Here is a 17385-nt window from a genome sequence, read left to right as displayed (position 1 = left end):
GGATGGTCCTGGGCTGGGCGGGGTGGGGCGTGCTCATCGGCGGGGTCTTCGCCGGGTTGCTCGGAGGCGCGCTCGGATCGGTGCTGCTCATCGCCGCCGGCCGGGCCGGCTGGCGCACCCGGGTGCCGTTCGGCCCGCCGCTGCTGGTGGGCGCCTACGTCGCGATGTGCCTGGCCGCACCCCTGCCCCTCGGGTGAGGGTCCTCCGACTCCTAGGATCGTGGCCATGTTGCGCTGGCTGACCGCAGGTGAGTCGCACGGTCAGCAGCTCACCGCCGTGCTGGACGGGTTGCCGGCCGGGGTGCGGGTGCAGACCTCCGACGTCGACCTCCAGCTGGCCCGGCGCCGGCTCGGCCACGGCCGCGGCGCGCGGATGAGCTTCGAACAGGACGAGGTCACGATCACCGGCGGGGTGCGCCACGGCGTCACCCAGGGCGGCCCGATCGCGATCCAGGTCGGCAACACCGAGTGGCCGAAGTGGTCGACGGTGATGGCGGCCGACCCGGTGGACGCCGAGGTGCTCGCCGGTCAGGCCCGCAACGCCCCGCTGACCCGCCCCCGGCCCGGCCACGCCGACCTGCCCGGGATGCAGAAGTACGGCTTCGACGACGCCCGCCCGGTGCTCGAGCGGGCCAGCGCCCGGGAGACGGCGGCGCGGGTCGCCCTCGGCACGGTCGCCCAGGCCTTCCTGCACCAGGTGCTCGGCGTGCGGGTGGTGAGCCACGTGGTCGCGATCGGCCCGGTCGCCGTCCCGGAGGGCGTGCTGCCCGGTCCGGAGGACAACCCGCGGCTCGACGAGGACCCGGTGCGCTGCGCCGACCCGGCGACCAGCGAGCGGATGACCGCGGAGATCGACGACGCGCGCAGGTCCGGGGACACCCTCGGCGGGGTCGTGGAGGTCGTCGTGCACGGCCTGCCGCCGGGTCTGGGCAGCCACGTGCACTGGGACCGGCGACTGGACTCCCGGCTGGCCGCAGCGCTGATGGGCGTGCAGTCGGTGAAGGCGGTCGAGGTCGGGGACGGGCTGGAGACCTCCCGCCGCCGCGGCTCGGTGGCCCACGACGAGATCGAGGTCGCCGACGGCCAGTTGTCCCGCCGCACCGACCGGGCCGGCGGCATCGAGGGCGGCATGACCAACGGCGAGGTGCTGCGGGTCCGGGCCGCGATGAAGCCGATCAGCACCGTGCCCCGCGCGCTGGCCACCATCGACACCGCCACCGGTGAGGCCGCGGTCGCGATCAACCAGCGCAGCGACGCGTGCGCCGTCCCCCGCGGCAGCGTCGTGATGGAGGCGATGGTGGCCCTGGTGCTCGCCGACGCCGCGCTGGAGAAGTTCGGCGGCGACTCGGTGCCCGAGACCCGGCGCAACGTGCAGGGCTACCTCGACGCGCTGACCTACCGGTGACCGGGCCCGCCCTCGTCGTCGTCGGCCCGCCGGCCTCGGGCAAGACGACCGTCGGGACGGCGGTCGCGGCCGCGCTCGGGCTGGCCTTCCGGGACACCGACGCCGACGTGGAGGCCGAGACCGGGACGACGATCGCCGACCTGTTCGTCACCTCCGGTGAGCCGCACTTCCGTGCCCTGGAGGAGCGGGCGGTCGCCCGCGCGCTCGCCGAGCACGACGGCGTGCTGGCCCTCGGCGGCGGCGCGGTGACCAGCGCGGCGACCCGGCAGCTGCTGGTCGCCTGCGGCCGCGCCGGGACCCTGGTCCTCTGGCTGGACGTCGACGTGGCCTCGGCGGCCAAGCGTGCGGGGCTCTCCCGGGACCGGCCGCTGCTCGCGGTCAACCCACGCGCCATGCTGCGCACCATGCTCGAGGCCCGCGCTCCGCTGTACGCCGAGGTCGCCACGGTGACCGTCTCCACCTCCGGCCGCCCGGTCGAGGAGGTGGTGGCCGAGGTGCTGGCCGCCGTCGGGTCGGTGCAGCGGTGACCGCGCAGCGGATCACGGTGGCCGGCGACCGGCCCTACGACGTCGTCATCGGCCCCGGGGTGCAGGTGCAGCTCGGGCTCGTGCTCGACGGGACCGCCCGGGCCGCCGTGGTGCACAGCCGTGCGCTCGCAGCCGCGGCCGGCGCGGCGGTGGAGACGCTGCAGCAGTCCGGGGTCGCCGCCGAGGCGGTCGTCGTCCCCGACGGCGAGGCGGCCAAGACCGCCGAGGTGGCCGCCGGCGCGTGGGAGGAGTTCGGCCGGCTCGGGCTGACCCGCTCCGACGCGGTCGTCGGCATCGGCGGGGGAGCGGTGACCGACCTGGCCGGGTTCCTCGCCGCCACCTGGCTGCGCGGCGTGCGGGTGGTGCAGGTGCCGACCAGCCTGCTCGGCATGGTCGACGCGGCCGTGGGCGGCAAGACCGGCATCAACACCGCCGCCGGCAAGAACCTGGTGGGCGCGTTCCACCCGCCCGCCGCCGTCCTGGCCGACACCGACGCGCTCGCCGGGCTGCCGGAGGCGGAGTTCCGGTCCGGGCTGGCCGAGGTCGTCAAGTGCGGCTTCATCGCCGACGGGCGGGTGCTGGACCTGCTCGAGGCCGACCCGACCGGGCGCGCCGACACCGCCGAGCTCATCGCCCGGGCGGTCCAGGTCAAGGCCGACGCCGTGGGCGAGGACCTCTACGACACCGGCCGCCGCGAGTTCCTCAACTACGGCCACACGCTGGCGCACGCCATCGAACGGGTCGAGGACTTCGGCTGGCGGCACGGCGAGGCGGTCGCGGTGGGCCTGGTCTTCGCCGCCGAGCTGGCGGCGGCCGCCGGGCGGTTGAGCCGGGCCGACGCCGACCGGCACCGCGCGCTGATCGCCGCGATGGGCCTGCCGACGAGCTACCGCGGCGACTGGGCGGCCCTGCAGTCGGTGATGCGGATCGACAAGAAGGCCCGCGGTGCGTCGCTCCGCTTCGTCGTCCTCGACGGGCTCGGCAACCCCACGATCCTGACCGACCCCGACCAGGCCTGGCTCGACGCCGCCTGGGCAGCAGTCAACGGAGAGGCCGCATGACCATCCAGGTGCTGAACGGCGCCAACCTCGGCCGGCTCGGCAGCCGCGAGCCGCTGATCTACGGCGACACGACGTACCCCGAGCTGGTCCAGCTGATCGAGGCCGCCGCCGCGGAGCTCGGGCTGGACGTCGTCGTCCGGCAGACCGACTCCGAGGCCGAGCTGCTCGGCTGGGTGCACGACGCCACCGACGCGGGGGACGCCGTGGTGATCAACCCCGGCGGTTGGTCGCACACCTCGGTCGTGCTGGCCGACGCGCTCACCGCGCTGACCGGACCGCTGGTCGAGGTGCACATCAGCAACATCCACCGGCGCGAGGCGTTCCGGCACCACTCCTACGTCTCCGGCGTCGCCGACGGCGTGATCGCCGGTCTGGGCATCGCGGGTTACGAGCTGGCGCTGCGTTACCTGGCCGGCACGGGGGTCCGGTGAAGGCGACGGGCGAGCGAGCATCGCAGGGAGCGCCAGCGACCGAGGAGCGGAACGAGTCCGGAGCCGAACGGGGAACACGATGAGGGAGGCGGGGCGTCGCGACCGGCTGCGGGCCACGGCTGCGGAGGCCGGGCTGGACGCCGTCCTGGTCACCAACCTGCTCAACGTCCGGTACCTGACCGGGTTCACCGGGTCCAACGGCGCGCTGCTGCTGCGCACCGACGGCGGGGACCTGTTCGGCACCGACGGCCGCTACACGACCCAGGCCGGCACCCAGGTGCCCGACATCGAGCTGCTGGTCGACCGGGCCACCACCTCGGCGCTGGCGACCGAGGCGGTGCGGCGGGGCTCCGCCCGGATCGGCTACGAGTCCCACGACGTGACCGTCGACGGGCTGCGTTTGCTCGAGCGGGTGCTCACCGACGCCGCCGGCAGCGGGCGGGCCGCCGAGCTGGTCAGCATCCGGCGGGCGGTCGAGGCCCTGCGCGCGGTCAAGGACGACGCCGAGGTCGAGGCGCTGCGCCGGGCGTGCGCGGTCGCCGACCGGGCGCTGGCCGAGCTCGCCGCCGAGGGCGCGCTCCGGCCGGGTCGCAGCGAGCTCGAGGTCGGCCGGGAGCTGGACGCCCGGATGCTCACCCTGGGCGCCGAGGCCCCCAGCTTCGAGACCATCGTGGCGACCGGGGCGAACTCGGCGATCCCGCACCACCGCCCGGACGCGACCGTGCTCCGCGACGGCGACTTCCTGAAGCTCGACTTCGGCGCCACCGTCGCCGGCTACCACTCCGACATGACCCGCACCCTGGTGCTCGGGCACGCCGCGGACTGGCAGCGCGAGGTGTACGAGCTGGTCGCGGCGTCGCAGGCCGCCGGTCGCGCGGCGCTGGCGGTGGGCGCGGACGTCACCGCGGTCGACGCGGCGTCCCGCGACGTGATCGTCGCGGCCGGCCACGGCGACCACTTCACCCACGGCCTCGGGCACGGGGTCGGCCTGGAGATCCACGAGGCTCCGGGCATCTCCTCGCTCGGCGCAGGTACCCTGAGCGCTGGCATGGCCGTCACCGTGGAGCCTGGCGTCTACCTGCCCGGCCACGGCGGTGTCCGGATCGAGGACACCCTGGTCGTCACGGACGACGAGCCCGAGTTGTTGACCCTCACGAGCAAGGAACTCCTGGTCCTTTAGATGGCTACCACCAACGACCTCAAGAACGGCACCGTCCTCAACCTGGACGGGCAGCTGTGGACCGTGACCGACTTCCAGCACGTGAAGCCGGGCAAGGGCGGCGCCTTCGTGCGCACCACCCTCAAGAACGTGCTCTCGGGCAAGGTCGTCGACCGCACCTTCAACGCCGGCACCAAGGTGGAGACGGCGAACGTCGACAAGCGCTCGATGACCTACCTGTACGCCGACGGCACCGACTACGTCTTCATGGACGGCGACACCTTCGAGCAGATCTACGTCCCGGCGGCCACCCTCGGCGACGGCGCGAGCTACCTGCTGGAGAACACCGAGGTCGTCGTGGCGGTGCACGACGACACCCCGCTGTACGTGGAGCTGCCGGTGACCATGGAGCTCGTGGTGCAGCACACCGACCCGGGTCTGCAGGGCGACCGCTCCACCGGTGGCACCAAGCCCGCCACCCTGGAGACCGGCGCGGAGATCCAGGTCCCGCTGTTCATCACCACCGGCGAGAAGCTGAAGGTGGACACCCGCGACGGTCGTTACCTCGGCCGGGTCAGCTGACCTCGTGAGCGCTCGTTCCAAGGCGCGCAAGCGCGCGGTCGACGTCCTCTACGAGGCCGACCTGCGCCGCAGCGACCCGCTCGTCGTGCTGCGTGACCGCGTCGCCGACGGCAACCCGCCGGTGCCCGACCACGCCGTCCGGCTGGTCGAGGGCGCGGTCGAGCAGGGTGCCCGGATCGACGAGCTGATCGAGGAGCACGCGCAGGGCTGGTCGCTCGATCGGCTGCCCGACGTCGACCGCGCGATCCTGCGGATGGCGGTCTACGAGCTGCTGTGGGTCGACGACGTCCCCGACGCGGTGGTGATCGACGAGGCGGTGGAGCTGGCCAAGGCGCTGTCCACCGACGACTCGCCGGCCTACGTCAACGGCGTCCTCGGCGGCATCGTGAAGGCCGAGATCCCCACCTGATCCTTCCGACGCTGTCCCCGTGCCTCGATGCAGAGAATCGAGGGAGCGGGACCGGTGGCAGCCGTGGCGCGGCGAACCCGGACCCCGCTGCTGATTGGCCTTGACGGTGAACAGGTGGTGACGTCCGCGGTCATTCACCAACTGGACGTGGTTGCGTCGGCAGTGCAACGCATCGGCGGTGACCACGACCCCGTCCGGGCCAAGCAGGGCGCCTGGCACAGAGGTGCGGCGATCTCATCCCTCCGGCCACCGCAGCCTGGTGAGGACCAGCTGGTGAACGAGGTCATACACGCACACGAGCTGGGTCTGTGTCGCATCCGGTTGGTGGGTCCAGCGCAGGGTCGTGCGTCCATGGCCGTCACCAGATGCCGCTCGGCAGGTGTTTGGCCGGCCTCGGCAGCTGCTGGACCTGAGCGCGGCGGCCCAGCACCCAGCGGTCAGTGCGGCCTCCAACGCGACCACGTCGACCCGGGCCCGGGTGCGGCGGGATGTGCTCGCCGACGGCGTTGGAACGCACCGGCAAGGGCGCGGTCGGCGGTGATGGCCCACTGGGCAATCCCGACTCAGGAGCGCGCACCGGCAACTGTCAACGGCGGGCGAAGTCTGACCCCCAGGTGGGGGTGGAGTTGACCCCCTCTGTGGTCATCGGTCTTCGGTGGCGGCCGTCCTGGGGTAGCCGAGGTCTCGGTCACTGCGTCGGTGATTGTCGCCCTGAGCGCGATGACCTCGGCGTGATGGACGAGTCGGTCCATCATGGCGGCGGCGACGACATCGTCACCGAAGACCTCACCCAGCGGCCGAAGGGCTTGTTGGAGGTGATGATCAGCGAGGCCAGTTCGTAGCAGCTATTGATCAGCTGGACGAACAGGTTGGCGGCTTCGAGTTCGAAGGGCATGTAGCCGACCTCGTCGGCCATGTGCAGCGGACAGCAGCCCAGCCGCCGCAGCCCGTCTTGGAGCCGGCCGGCGTCGTCGGCCTCAGCTGGCCCGCTGACCCATTCGGTGACGGTGCCGAACAGGACCCGGTGGCCGGCGGGTGAGCGCCGAGCCTCGACTCACGTCGTCTGGTCCGGCCGGTGCTGACGCTCGGCGCCAGTGGACTGCACTGCCCCGCTGTGGACCAGGAGAGGTCACTGACGAGCGTCGGCCCGTGTGGGGATGAACGACGTGATGGGCATCCACCGCTCGGTCTCCGCGAACTGCTGGCGTTCGGCGCGATCAGTTCGGGGGAGCGAGGCGTTCATCGGCAAAGGCGCCCGCTCCCGGCCTCCTATTCGACGGTCGACCGGCACTCAACACCCGCGGAGCAACCCCCACGGAAACGTCGGACCGTCACTGTAGAAGCGAGTCGCAACCACATGTCTGTCCCACAGGAGGTCAGGTGCGCCCACGGCCCCAATACGGTCGGGACGGGCGTCCAACTGGCGCCTCATCCGTCCTCGGCGCACGTCGGCATGATCCAAACCCAACGTGCCCACGCGGTAGAGTGCCGGGCGCAGAGAGACCTTGCTCAGACGAAACTCCTGTGCTTTCCTGGATTTGCTGGTGGTGGTGACGCGTACCGCTCGGCTGCTCGAAGTCCTCTTTCAAAAGAGTGCTGCTCGTGCTGCTGACTATGTGCGCACTAGTCATGTCGCTGGTGACGTGCTCCAACTTCACCCAGATGACGACGTCCTTGGATGCCATGAACTTCTCCTACGCAAGCAGTGTCGTGGTTGCGAACAATTCCTCCAGCCCGCCGGATTCCAGTTCCACCGTCATCGTGTCCTGTTCCGGGAACGAATGCTCTGTGACGCTGGGAGGTACTGGCTCCATGGTGGGGATCTTCGGAACGACGATCTCCCTCGTCGGGATCAAGGGCGGCCGCGCGACGATTCGAGTGGGCGATCAGGACGTCTCCTGCGCCGAGGGGCAGTCCGTTACGACCGGTCCGCTCGCGCTGAGGTGCACGCACGTCGGAGACGCCATCGTGGAGTTCACTGCCTCTCCGCACTGAGCTCAGGGCCGGATGGTGAGCGCGGCGGCGTAGCTGAGGGAGATGGCCGGTCATCGCCGTAGAGCTGGGAGGGACGTCGTCCTCGACGACGTCGTGCCCGCGCCAGCAACGCCGGGTCGTGTTCGCCATGCCCGACCCGACCCATGGGTGCGTAGAAGTCCGCACGGAGGTCCTTGGCAGGCGACAGGCAACCCATCGTCACTGGACTGGCCCGTGGCGGCTCCGTCGGGTGCGGCAGCCCTCGACGTGGACCCACGCCGCCGTCCAACCCCCGGCAGCGGACCAGGAAGTCGCGGATGACGGTGACGGTGCCGCGACAGCGGACGGCTGGACGCCGCGCGCCGAAGACCGCCCGCGTACGGCGGTGGCCGACCCTTCGCTACTGGTCGGAGGGCGAGCCCAGTCGAGGCCATCGAACCGGTGCCCGCTCCGTCGTCGTGGCGAGCACTCTGCGGCCCCGCCTCGGACAGGCATCTCACCCCCTTGGGAGCAGCCTGGAGCGGTCAGCCGGCGCGCCGCAGTTCCACGCGCGCGTACTTCCACGGATGCCGGACGCCATGGGCACCGCACGGCCGTTGGGTGGACCGGCTTGGTGACCAGCCCACGCTGGCCGGCCAGCCGCGCCTCTGGGACGTCGACGCCGGAGTCATGAGCGGAGAACGCCATGAACGCCCGATCCTGTCCCCCCGATCGACGGCCCCCCGATCGACGGCCGGTACCTCGGCTACCGCGGCCAGAAGACAGTCAGCCTCGTGTCGCCCGAGCCGATCACCACCCGTTCTCGGGGGCCGGACTCCTGCTCTCCCACCACGATCTCCCAGTCCGTCGCGTCGGCTGCGGCGGTGTCGCTCGGTTGCAGTCGGTCGGCCGGAACCCCGTCCCGGACCAGATCGGCCCAGAGGGGCAGCGGCGCCGCCACGGCCGCCACGGGTGAGGCCGGGTCGGTGAGCACATCGGCGACCTGCGCGTGCGGCAGCGCCGGCGCCGTCGTGGGCAGGAACAGGGCGCCGACCACGACCATGACGAGTACCGGGACGGCCAGAGCCGCCCGCAGCAGCGGGTGTGGCCGTGACTCGACGGGGTGCCGCGTGAGGACCTGGACCACCAGTGCGCCCAGGCCGGTGGCGGTGCAGACGGCCAGCGGCAGGACGGCGTCGGCCCCCGGTGCGGGGAGGAGGGTCAGCAGGACCACCGGGGCGGCGATCGCGGCGACCGTCCGCAGCGCGGGTTGGGCCAGGCCCCCGACGACGACGAGGACGGCCGCGATGACGAGCACCTGCCACTCCGCGGAGCTCAGCGTCGTAGCGGCCGGCGCGCGCAGCAGCGCGGGAACGGCGAGGGTGGTCAGCACGGTCAGCGCGAGCACGCCGAGCACCAGTGGAACCCAGCGGGATGCTCGAGCCGGGTGGTCGCCGGGGCGTAGTACCAGCAGGGCGGCGCCGACCACCAGGGGAACGGTGAGGACCGGCGCGGTGGCCACCCCGACGGCCACGGCAGCAGCGCCCAACGTGATCATCACGCTCTTCGCAGCCGTGTTCTCGGGCCGGTGCCGGCCGTGGCGCCGATGTCGGCCGACCAGGAGCAGGGTGCCTCCGACGGCCGCCCAGGCCGCTCCGACGATGCCGGGTCCGACGGTGGCCAGCTGGACGACGGCCGGCCCCATGGCAGCCACCGCGGCCAGCGGGAGGGCGATCGCCCACCAACGCCACCGCAGGACCCGCGCCAGGACGAGGTAGCAGCCGACGAGGACGGCGGTGGCCAGCACGGCGAGCTCCCGCGCGCCGGTCAGCACGTCGGCGTGCCGGTCGAAGGCGCCGGTGAGGTCGGCGTAGGCCATCAGCTGCTCACGCACCACCACCTCGCCGGCGGCGACGTCCGGAGCCGCGGCGAAACCGAGCTCCGGCGCCCCGAAGGCGCTCGAGGCGATCCGCGCTTCCGCAACGGACGCCGGGACGTACGTGGCCACCGCGGCCACCCGCCAGACCAGGGCGACGGCCAGCCCTCCGAGCACGCCGAGCGCTGCGTACCGACGAACAACGGTCCAGGCCTGGCGTCGGGTCCAGGCCCATCCCCAGCGGGCCTCCAGCAGCGGCCGGATGGTCCCGAAGATCATCCCGGCCATCAGGACGCCGCCCACCCAGGGGAGCACGAGCAGGAAGAGCTGGAACACCCCCACGGCGCTGGTGATCACGTCGCCGGTCCGCAGCGCGGTGTCCAGGGTGCCCACGTACTCGAGGAACCCGGTCCATGCCACCGGCAGGGCGAAGGGCAGCAGGACAAGGACGCCGATCAGGTAGAGCGCCAGCAGCGGAACGGTCAGTGCGACCCAGCCGATGATCACGCGGCGCGCCCGCGGCCTCAGCTCCTGGACCTTCGGGTGGGTGGGGCGCCCCGGGAGCAGCGAGCTCACCGCCGGCCAGACGTAGCCGAAGAGGTCGGGTACCCCGACGAGGTCGGCGAGGATGAAGTAGCCGTCCAGCCGGATGGACGGGAGGAACTGCGACAGGGTCTCGCCGAGCATCCCGAGCAACATGAGGAGCAGCCACGGCTCCCCCGTGTACAGGTAGGCCAGGCCGAGCCCCGTCAGGAACAGCGCATCGAAGTACACGCCCCCGAGGTCGGTGCGCAGTCGCCCGACCCGGTGGAGGCGGTAGGAGTCGGTGACCGTGCTGTAGAAGGCGGGCCAGACGATGTAGATGCCGATGCCCATGTCGCCGGGACGGGCCCCGCCGTAGCGGCAGGCGGTGACGTGCCCGAACTCATGCCATATCCCGGACAGGAAGAACGTCAGGACGTACATGGCCAGGATCAGCTCGGGCTCGTGGACGATCTGGTCCACCCCGGCGAGGATCTGGTCGAGCAGTCCGCCCTGGACCACGATCGTGGCGTGGACGGCCACGAAGACTGCCAGAGCTGCCACCCACACGGGCCGGGCGAAGAAGAGGCGGAGGAGCCCGGCGACCCGCCAGGAGACCGCGGCGGGGAGCACGCCCACCCGGTAGCGCAGCGCGAGGAGCGGGTCGGCCATGACCGGCGACGGCGCGGACTCTGCGCCGTCGGGGGCGATGATGCCGACCGGCCGCAGCCGCTCGTCGACCAGGAAGGAGATGTGCTCGGCGGTCAGTTCCTCTTCCAGCTCACGGTGCAGGTCCTCGGCGATCCGCCCGGCGTCGCGGCCGTCCAGGGACCCGGCCACCCGGTACAGGAGCCGCGGGAGCTGCATGACTTGCCCGTCCGCTCGGCGGACGAGGTACTTCGGGGTCTCCAGTCCGGAGTCCCGGTACTCGCCCAGCAGTTCGGTGCCGGGAGAGAGTCGGTACACGGGGTGGTCACGGCGGTCCGCGGGCGCCAGGACATCGGTGTCCGTCGCGATGGCCATGTCAGGATCTAGCTCTCCTCGCGAGTTCACCATGGTCCACGGATGAGAAGGGGGGCGACCTACTGACCGGTCGCCCCCCTTCGTGTCAACTCAGCGACTGCGCTGACACGACTCGATGTCAGCCGATGCTGTTGGAGGCCGCAGCAACGTTCAGCTGGTTGGCCTCGCTGCCGGCGCCGGAGGCAGTGTTGGTGTTGCCCGCGACCACGGCGACGGCGACCTGGGTGATCGTGAGCTTGTTACCGCCGTTACCGCTCTTCTTGCCCCCGCCGTTGCCCTTCTTCGTCATGGTCGTGCGTGCCGGCAGCAGCTCGACCATCTGGTTCTCGAACATGGTTCCTCCTCGTTGCGATGAGAATGCGCAAGGAATGCAGGAGAACGTCCGGGTGGCCCGCGAGAAATAGTCCACCGGGGAACGTGTACCCCGTTGCCCCTGCCACCGATGCCGTCGACTTCGGTGAACGAATCCTGGGAGATGCAGCATTGGAGGACAACCCGGTTTGTCACCGATACCTGCAGATCGAACACGGATGTTCACGCGACATCCATACGGCCCCGACCACCGGAACTACGTAGTCTCGATACCCGAGTCACAACAGGTCACGGTCCTGTTCCAGCCAGTCAATCAGGGTGCTCCCGCGCGCGCCGTGCTTGTCACCACAGGCGTGCGGCTCGATTCTGTTCCGCATGGCAGCTCCCCCCGCCATCCTGCGCAGCGGTCGATGACGCCCAGCGACGGCGTTCCCGGCAGGGGCCGGGACGCCGGGCAGCACCACCCGCAGCTGTCGGCCGTACCGAGCCCGTTCGTCGACCGGGACCACAAGCTGCAGGCGCTTCTGGCGACGCTCGACGGGGACCGGCCGGGTGCGGTCGTCGTGTCGGGGCCGCAGGGTGCCGGCAGGACCCGGCTGGCCCAGGAGGCGCTCGCCGCGCTGCACCAGCGGGGCCACCGAAGCGCATGGGCCACGGCCACCCGCACTGCGGCGGGGATACCGCTGGCCGCGCTCGCGCACCTCGTCCCGGTCGTCGGCGCAGGCTCGGATCCCGCGGCCGTGTGGCAGGCCATGGCCTCGAGCCTCGACAACGACAGGTCCGGCCGCCCGGTCGTCTTGGTCATCGACGACGCACACCTGCTGGACGACCTCTCGGCCGCGATGGTGCACAAGCTCGTTCTGACCGGGGCGGCCAGTGTGGTCCTCACCGTGCTGAGCGGAGCGCGTGGTCCCGACCTGGTGGATGCGCTCTGGCGGGACAGGTTGGCAACCCGCGTCGAGCTGCGGCCGTGGACGCGCCCGCAGGTCGAGGAGGGCCTGAGGGCCCGGTTGGGCGGCACCCCGGAGAGCCGGCTGGTGCAGACCCTGTGGCGCGTCAGCGGTGGCAGCGCGGTGATGCTGCACGAGCTGGTGCAGGCCGGGCACGAGACCGCCCGGCTCCGCAGCGTCGAGGGCATCTGGCGCTGGGAGGGCGAGCCGGCTCTCACCCAACGGCTCCGCGAGGTCGTCCAGGCCGAGATGGGCGACCTCACCGACTCCGAGAGGGCGGCCATGGAGCTGCTGGCGATCGCAGGAGCGCTCGAGCTGGGGGACCTGCTGTCCCTCACCTCGCCGGCGGTCGTCACCGCCCTGGAGCGGCGGGGCCGGGTCGTCGTTGAGCGGGTGTCCCGGCGTCCCGTCGCCCGGCTCGCCCAACCGCTGGAGGCAGAGGTGCTCTGCGCCCAGATGCCTCAGGCCGCGTCCGGTCAGTACCTGGAGCAGCTCGCCGGGACCGGTTCGGTCCGGCGCTGGGCCCGGGAGGACCCGCTGCGGATCGGCCCGCTGCTGTTGCAACTGGACGGGCCCCCGCGGGATGTGACCGTCCTGACCCGAGCGGCGGTCCAGGCCAACGCTGCCTCCGATCACGAGCTGGCGGAACGCCTCGCGCGCGCCGCTCTGGACGAGCGCGCGGGACCGACCGCTGCCGCCGCCCTGGTGGAGGCCCTCCGGTGGCAGAGCCGGCACGAGGAGGCCGAGCAGGTAGCTGCTCGGGCGGCGCCGTCCACGACGACCACGAGGGAGCGCGATGACCTGGCGGTCACCAGGATGCTCAACCTCTTCGCGTTGGGCCGGGTCAGGGAAGCGTTCGCCCTCGCCGGCGTGGTCAGCGGGTCCACCGGTGTCCCAGGCCAGGTCGTCGAGGCGGTCGTGAGGGTGCTGCGCCTCGCGAACGGGGAACCTCCGAAGCCCACCTTCCTGACCGACGACGTACCGGACAGGAAGCGGACCAGACCTGTCGCGGCCCTGTGGGACGACGTCGCTTGCGCCGCCGAGCTCGCCGCCCTCGGCCATTCGGACGAGTCGCTCGAGTGTGCGGCCCGAGCGTGGCGCGCGTTGGGCGCCGGCGTCGACGGCGTCGAGACGGCCTGCGCGCGCACCGTGCTGATGCAAGTGGAGTGCTGGGCGCTCGAGATGGGCGGGCGCTTGCCCGCGGTCGAGTCACGGGCGATCGCGCTGCACGAGGCCAGCCTGGGCCGTAGCCGATCGGCCGCCGACGCGGTCGCGGCGCTCAGCCGGGGGTCGGCGGCGCTTCTAGCGGGACGCGCGGCCGAAGGGGTCCGGTGGCTGGCAGAGGCCGCAGCCCGTCTCGTCGAGACCGATCCCGTGGGCTGCCTGCCGCTGTGCCTTGCGAAGCTGGCCCATGCCCATGCCCTCCTGGGAGACGCGGCCAGCGCCGCGTCGACGCTGGCGGCGGCTCGAGCCGAACCCGCGATACGCATCTTCGAGCCGGAGCTCCTCCTCGCGGAAGCGTGGGCGGCCGCCGCGGCCGGTCGCGACGGGCAGTCCGGTGAGGCGGCTCTGCGGGCCGCCTCCGCGGCCGACGAGATGGGTCTGCTCTCCGTGGAGGCCGTGGCCCTGCACACCGCAGCCCGCCTCGGCCGCGCCGGCGAGGTGGCCGGCCGGTTGGCTTTCCTGGCCACCGAACTCGGTGGACCGTTGTTCACGTCCTTCGCCGCCCTCGCCGACGCGGTAGCGCGGTCGCGCGGCGAGGCCCTGGACGAGGTGGCCGAACGGTTCCGACAACTGGGCGCCCTGTCGTGCGCGGCGGACGCCGCCGCCCTGGCGGCACAGGCGCACCGGTCCGTCGGCCACCGTCGCCGGGCCGCGGCCTCAGGTTCGCGGGCGAACGTGCTGGCCCGGAGCGCCGGCGGGCTGCACACGCCGGCTCTCGACCGGTTGGCGCCGTACGCGCTCACCCAGCGCGAACGGGAGATTGCCGTCCTGGCAGCCGCCGGTACCCGTAACCAGAGCATCGCGGAGCAGCTCGTGCTCTCGGTCCGCACGGTCGAGACCCACCTCGCCCACGTCTACGACAAGCTGGGGATCAACAGCCGAGCCGCGTTGCGGGCTGCACTGGGGGCCGAGAGCTGTACGTACTGACGAGGGGGCCGGCCGACCGGTCACTCGACGCTCGCACAGGTCGGACGACGGCCTCCGCACGCACGGGCGGGCAGGCCTCGAAGGAACCAGCGCTTCGCCGCCGAGACGCCAGGTGGCGGTGTTCTGCCCAGCAGAAGCACCGTCATGATCGGTTTCATCCGTGGCACCGGCGAGCTCTGCCGGCTGGACCCGACCACATCGAGCACATGGAGGCCGGCCACGACACCGTCGTCACGACGGAGGGAAGCCACTGAAGCGTCTGCGAGACGCTCGACCAGGTCATCGGCGGATCGTTGAGTCCTGCGCCGACGTGATCGCGACATCCGACGTGCTCGACCGGGGCGAGGACCCCGACCCCTGGGCCCCGGCCATCGCGACGTCCCGCCCAGAGGGGCAGGACCCGCCTTCGTGCTGCCTCTCGGCTGCCTGGCCACGACAGCCGTCGCCCCTCGAAGGGAGGGCCGCATCAGCTCCTGGCTCCGGCCCGTCCTCGGACGGTCCGATCACCTGGCACGACTGTGGCGGCAGCACGCGACACAGGACACCCCATGCCGGCGGGGCGCGCGGCGCGTGTCGAGACGCGGGTCTGTAACAGGAACCCGTGGAGGTCTGGTGGCGGTTCCGGTCGCTCGCCGTCACCCGGCGGGACCCACTGGAGCCCCGCCGTCGTGCCGGCGGGGCCCGCCGGCACGTGCGACGGGTCAGCGCGGAGCGCGGCGGCGGTCGCCCCAGGCGGGCTCGTCGTCGTCGACGTCGGCGTAGATGCTGCCGTCGGCGCCAGGGGAAAGCACGCCCCACTCGATGAGCCGGGTGGTCAGCTCGTCGGGGCTCATGTCGTAGATGATCGCCAGGGACTTGAGGTCCTCGGCGCGGATCGACAGCACCTTGCCGTTGTAGTCGTGCCGCTGCGCCTGGATGGTCGAGGCGTACCGCGCGAGCGGGCCGGCCTCGTCGGCGGGCAGCGAGCCCAGCGACTCCAGGTTCAGCACGATCTTGGTGCTCTTGGTGACCGCGGAGCTGGGCCGCGGGTCGGGCAGGAGCTCGGAGACCGGCACGCCGTAGAACACGGCGAGCTCGGAGAGCCGCTGCACGGTGACAGCCCGGTCGCCGCGCTCGTACGAGCCGACGACGACGGCCTTCCACCGGCCGTGGGACTTGTCCTCCACGCCTTGCAACGACAGTCCTTGCTGGTTGCGGATGGCCCGCAGGCGGGCGCCAAGCGCCCTGGAGTAGTCGGTGCTCATGACCCTCTGCTCACTGACTGTCGTCGTATCGGGACGGTACTGGTGACGCAGAGTACTGGTAGTGGGTTCGCGGCAACAGTCAGGTCGCCCTCATGGGTCAGATCTCTCACCTGGGCCGGGTGAACGGGCGCGATCGGGGTCACAACGGGCTGTGCAGTACCGTCGTCCGCGGTCCACACCGCCGCCGGCGCAGCCGCGTCGACGACGGCCCACTCCTTTAACGACCCGTCCCGTGAGGCGGGGAAGGAGGCTGCGATGACCGGGTCATCCGCGCTGCCCGCCGAACCGACGATCGCCCCGTTGCTCTCCGCCGACGACGTCGGCCGGGTGGTCGACCGGATCGCCCACCAGTTGATCGAGAAGGCGGGTCCCGACCTCGGGGGCCTGGTCCTGGTCGGCATCCCCACCCGCGGTGCCCCGCTGGCCCGCCGGCTCGCCACCCGGATCGAGACGTTCAGCGGCATCCGCGTCGACGTCGGCACCGTCGACATCACCCTCTACCGCGACGACCTGCGGCTGCGCGGGGTCCGGGCGCTGGAGGACACCCGGCTGCCCGAGGCCGGCATCGACGGCCGGCTGGTCGTGCTCGTCGACGACGTCCTCTTCTCCGGCCGCTCGGTCCGCGCCGCGCTGGACGCGCTGCGCGACCTCGGCCGGCCACGCGCGGTGCAGCTGGCGGTGCTGGTCGACCGCGGCCACCGGGAGCTGCCGATCCGGGCGGACTACGTCGGCAAGAACGTGCCGACGTCCCGTTCCCAGTCGGTGAAGGTGCGCCTCGCCGAGGTGGACGGGCGGGACGAGGTCACCGTGGAGGACCAGGCGTGAAGCGGCACCTGCTGGAGGCCGGCGACCTGGACCGGGACGACGCGACGCTGGTGCTCGACACCGCGGCCCAGATCGAGTCCGCGCTGGCCGGTCGCGAGGTCAAGAAGCTGCCCACGCTGCGCGGCCGCACGGTGGTCAACCTGTTCTTCGAGGACTCCACCCGCACCCGGATCTCCTTCGAGCTGGCCGCCAAGCGGCTGTCCGCCGACGTCATCAACTTCTCCGCCAAGGGCAGCAGCGTCTCCAAGGGCGAGAGCCTCAAGGACACCGCGCTGACCCTGGAGGCGATGGGCAGCGACGCGATCGTCGTGCGGCACGGCGCCTCCGGGGCCCCGCACCGGCTGGCGCAGTGGGTGCAGGGCAGCGTGGTCAACGCCGGCGACGGCACCCACGAGCACCCCACCCAGGCGCTGCTGGACGCGTACACGATCCGGCAGCGGCTGGGCCGGCTCGACGGCGTCCGGGTGGTGGTCGTCGGCGACGTGCTGCACAGCCGGGTGGCCCGGTCCAACGTCTGGCTGCTGGCCACGCTGGGCGCCGAGGTCACCCTGGTCGCCCCGCCCACGCTGCTGCCGGTCGGCGTCGGGAGCTGGCCGGTGCAGGTCAGCTACGACCTGGACGCCGTCCTCCCGAAGGCCGACGTGGTGATGATGCTGCGGGTGCAGGCGGAGCGGATGAACGCCTCGTTCTTCCCCAGCGCCCGGGAGTACAGCCGCCGCTACGGCCTCGACGGCCGGCGGATGGGCGCCCTGCCCGACGACGCGATCGTCATGCACCCCGGCCCGATGAACCGCGGCATGGAGATCGCCGCCGAGGTGGCCGACTCCGCCCGCTCCACGATCGTCGACCAGGTCGGCAACGGCGTCTCGGTCCGGATGGCGGTCCTCTACCTGCTCCTGGGAGGGGCTCCCGACAGTGAGTGAGCATCGAAGCGAGCGCCAGCGAGTGAGGCGCGG

Annotated in this window: 14 protein-coding genes and 2 pseudogenes; 12 read left to right on the top strand and 4 right to left on the bottom strand. The window is 72.2% G+C overall.

Annotated features, from left to right (window positions below; all coding sequences use genetic code 11):
- The 8 genes and pseudogenes from FHL80_RS18455 to nusB all read left to right on the top strand — a co-directional run.
- Nucleotides 1–197 (top strand): annotated as a pseudogene (locus tag FHL80_RS18455) (prepilin peptidase); the annotation flags it as partial.
- Between the two features lie 28 nt (nucleotides 198–225).
- Entirely contained in the window at nucleotides 226–1404 is a 1179-nt protein-coding gene (gene aroC, locus FHL80_RS18450) for a chorismate synthase (RefSeq protein WP_138734828.1), read from the top strand.
- Nucleotides 1401–1931: a shikimate kinase gene (locus tag FHL80_RS18445; RefSeq protein ID WP_138734827.1), complete on the top strand. Its 531-nt coding sequence runs from the start codon at nucleotides 1401–1403 to the stop codon at nucleotides 1929–1931. The genes aroC and FHL80_RS18445 overlap by 4 nt, the downstream gene beginning before the upstream one ends.
- Nucleotides 1928–2992, top strand: coding sequence for a 3-dehydroquinate synthase (gene aroB, locus FHL80_RS18440; protein ID WP_138734826.1), 1065 nt, complete (start codon nucleotides 1928–1930; stop codon nucleotides 2990–2992). Before FHL80_RS18445 ends, aroB begins: the two co-directional genes overlap by 4 nt.
- Entirely contained in the window at nucleotides 2989–3423 is a 435-nt protein-coding gene (gene aroQ, locus FHL80_RS18435) for a type II 3-dehydroquinate dehydratase (protein ID WP_138734825.1), read from the top strand. The genes aroB and aroQ overlap by 4 nt, the downstream gene beginning before the upstream one ends.
- A gap of 79 nt (nucleotides 3424–3502) precedes the next feature.
- Nucleotides 3503–4603, top strand: a complete 1101-nt coding sequence (locus FHL80_RS18430; protein WP_138734824.1) for a M24 family metallopeptidase — start codon at nucleotides 3503–3505, stop codon at nucleotides 4601–4603.
- Nucleotides 4604–5164: an elongation factor P gene (gene efp / locus FHL80_RS18425; RefSeq protein ID WP_026845080.1), complete on the top strand. Its 561-nt coding sequence runs from the start codon at nucleotides 4604–4606 to the stop codon at nucleotides 5162–5164.
- A 4-nt stretch (nucleotides 5165–5168) separates the two neighbouring features.
- On the top strand, nucleotides 5169–5573 hold the full coding sequence (gene nusB / locus FHL80_RS18420; RefSeq protein WP_138734823.1) for a transcription antitermination factor NusB: 405 nt from the start codon (nucleotides 5169–5171) through the stop codon (nucleotides 5571–5573).
- A 563-nt stretch (nucleotides 5574–6136) separates the two neighbouring features.
- Here nusB and FHL80_RS27110 read toward each other — a convergent pair.
- Nucleotides 6137–6591 (bottom strand): annotated as a pseudogene (locus FHL80_RS27110) (ATP-binding protein).
- Between the two features lie 575 nt (nucleotides 6592–7166).
- Between FHL80_RS27110 and FHL80_RS18410 the strand changes: the two are divergent.
- The gene (locus tag FHL80_RS18410) at nucleotides 7167–7568 is read left to right on the top strand and encodes a hypothetical protein (RefSeq protein ID WP_138734822.1); all 402 of its coding nucleotides are present in this window, start codon (nucleotides 7167–7169) and stop codon (nucleotides 7566–7568) included.
- A gap of 724 nt (nucleotides 7569–8292) precedes the next feature.
- Here the strand turns inward: FHL80_RS18410 and FHL80_RS18405 are convergent.
- Entirely contained in the window at nucleotides 8293–10947 is a 2655-nt protein-coding gene (locus FHL80_RS18405; protein ID WP_138734821.1) for a hypothetical protein, read from the bottom strand.
- Between the two features lie 118 nt (nucleotides 10948–11065).
- Nucleotides 11066–11281 (bottom strand): hypothetical protein, encoded by a 216-nt coding sequence (locus FHL80_RS18400; RefSeq protein WP_138734820.1) that lies wholly within the window; start codon nucleotides 11279–11281, stop codon nucleotides 11066–11068.
- A gap of 388 nt (nucleotides 11282–11669) precedes the next feature.
- Here FHL80_RS18400 and FHL80_RS18395 point away from each other — a divergent pair, with 388 nt between their 5' ends.
- A complete protein-coding gene (locus tag FHL80_RS18395; RefSeq protein WP_216870861.1) occupies nucleotides 11670–14360 on the top strand; it encodes a LuxR C-terminal-related transcriptional regulator in 2691 nt (896 codons plus the stop codon).
- Nucleotides 14361–15061: 701 nt separating this feature from the next.
- Here the strand turns inward: FHL80_RS18395 and bldD are convergent.
- Nucleotides 15062–15604, bottom strand: coding sequence for a transcriptional regulator BldD (gene bldD, locus FHL80_RS18390; protein ID WP_138734818.1), 543 nt, complete (start codon nucleotides 15602–15604; stop codon nucleotides 15062–15064).
- Between the two features lie 255 nt (nucleotides 15605–15859).
- Between bldD and pyrR the strand changes: the two genes are divergently transcribed.
- Nucleotides 15860–16429 (top strand): bifunctional pyr operon transcriptional regulator/uracil phosphoribosyltransferase PyrR, encoded by a 570-nt coding sequence (gene pyrR / locus FHL80_RS18385; RefSeq protein ID WP_138734817.1) that lies wholly within the window; start codon nucleotides 15860–15862, stop codon nucleotides 16427–16429.
- Nucleotides 16426–17352 (top strand): aspartate carbamoyltransferase catalytic subunit, encoded by a 927-nt coding sequence (locus FHL80_RS18380; protein ID WP_138734816.1) that lies wholly within the window; start codon nucleotides 16426–16428, stop codon nucleotides 17350–17352. Before pyrR ends, FHL80_RS18380 begins: the two co-directional genes overlap by 4 nt.
- Nucleotides 17353–17385 lie beyond the last annotated feature (33 nt).

It is taken from the genome of Modestobacter excelsi (assembly GCF_005930495.1).
Taxonomy (GTDB): domain Bacteria; phylum Actinomycetota; class Actinomycetes; order Mycobacteriales; family Geodermatophilaceae; genus Modestobacter; species Modestobacter excelsi.
The sequence above is the reverse complement of the archived record's forward strand: the minus strand, read 5'-3'. Positions and strand labels throughout refer to the sequence as shown.

Coding starts and splice junctions, on each gene's coding strand:
- efp (WP_026845080.1), top strand. CDS start 4,604: ATGGCTACCACCAACGACCTCAAGAACGGCACCGTCCTCAACCTGGAC.
- bldD (WP_138734818.1), bottom strand. CDS start 15,604: ATGAGCACCGACTACTCCAGGGCGCTTGGCGCCCGCCTGCGGGCCATC.
- FHL80_RS18395 (WP_216870861.1), top strand. CDS start 11,670: ATGACGCCCAGCGACGGCGTTCCCGGCAGGGGCCGGGACGCCGGGCAG.
- aroC (WP_138734828.1), top strand. CDS start 226: ATGTTGCGCTGGCTGACCGCAGGTGAGTCGCACGGTCAGCAGCTCACC.
- FHL80_RS18400 (WP_138734820.1), bottom strand. CDS start 11,281: ATGTTCGAGAACCAGATGGTCGAGCTGCTGCCGGCACGCACGACCATG.
- FHL80_RS18430 (WP_138734824.1), top strand. CDS start 3,503: ATGAGGGAGGCGGGGCGTCGCGACCGGCTGCGGGCCACGGCTGCGGAG.
- FHL80_RS18405 (WP_138734821.1), bottom strand. CDS start 10,947: ATGGCCATCGCGACGGACACCGATGTCCTGGCGCCCGCGGACCGCCGT.
- pyrR (WP_138734817.1), top strand. CDS start 15,860: ATGACCGGGTCATCCGCGCTGCCCGCCGAACCGACGATCGCCCCGTTG.
- aroQ (WP_138734825.1), top strand. CDS start 2,989: ATGACCATCCAGGTGCTGAACGGCGCCAACCTCGGCCGGCTCGGCAGC.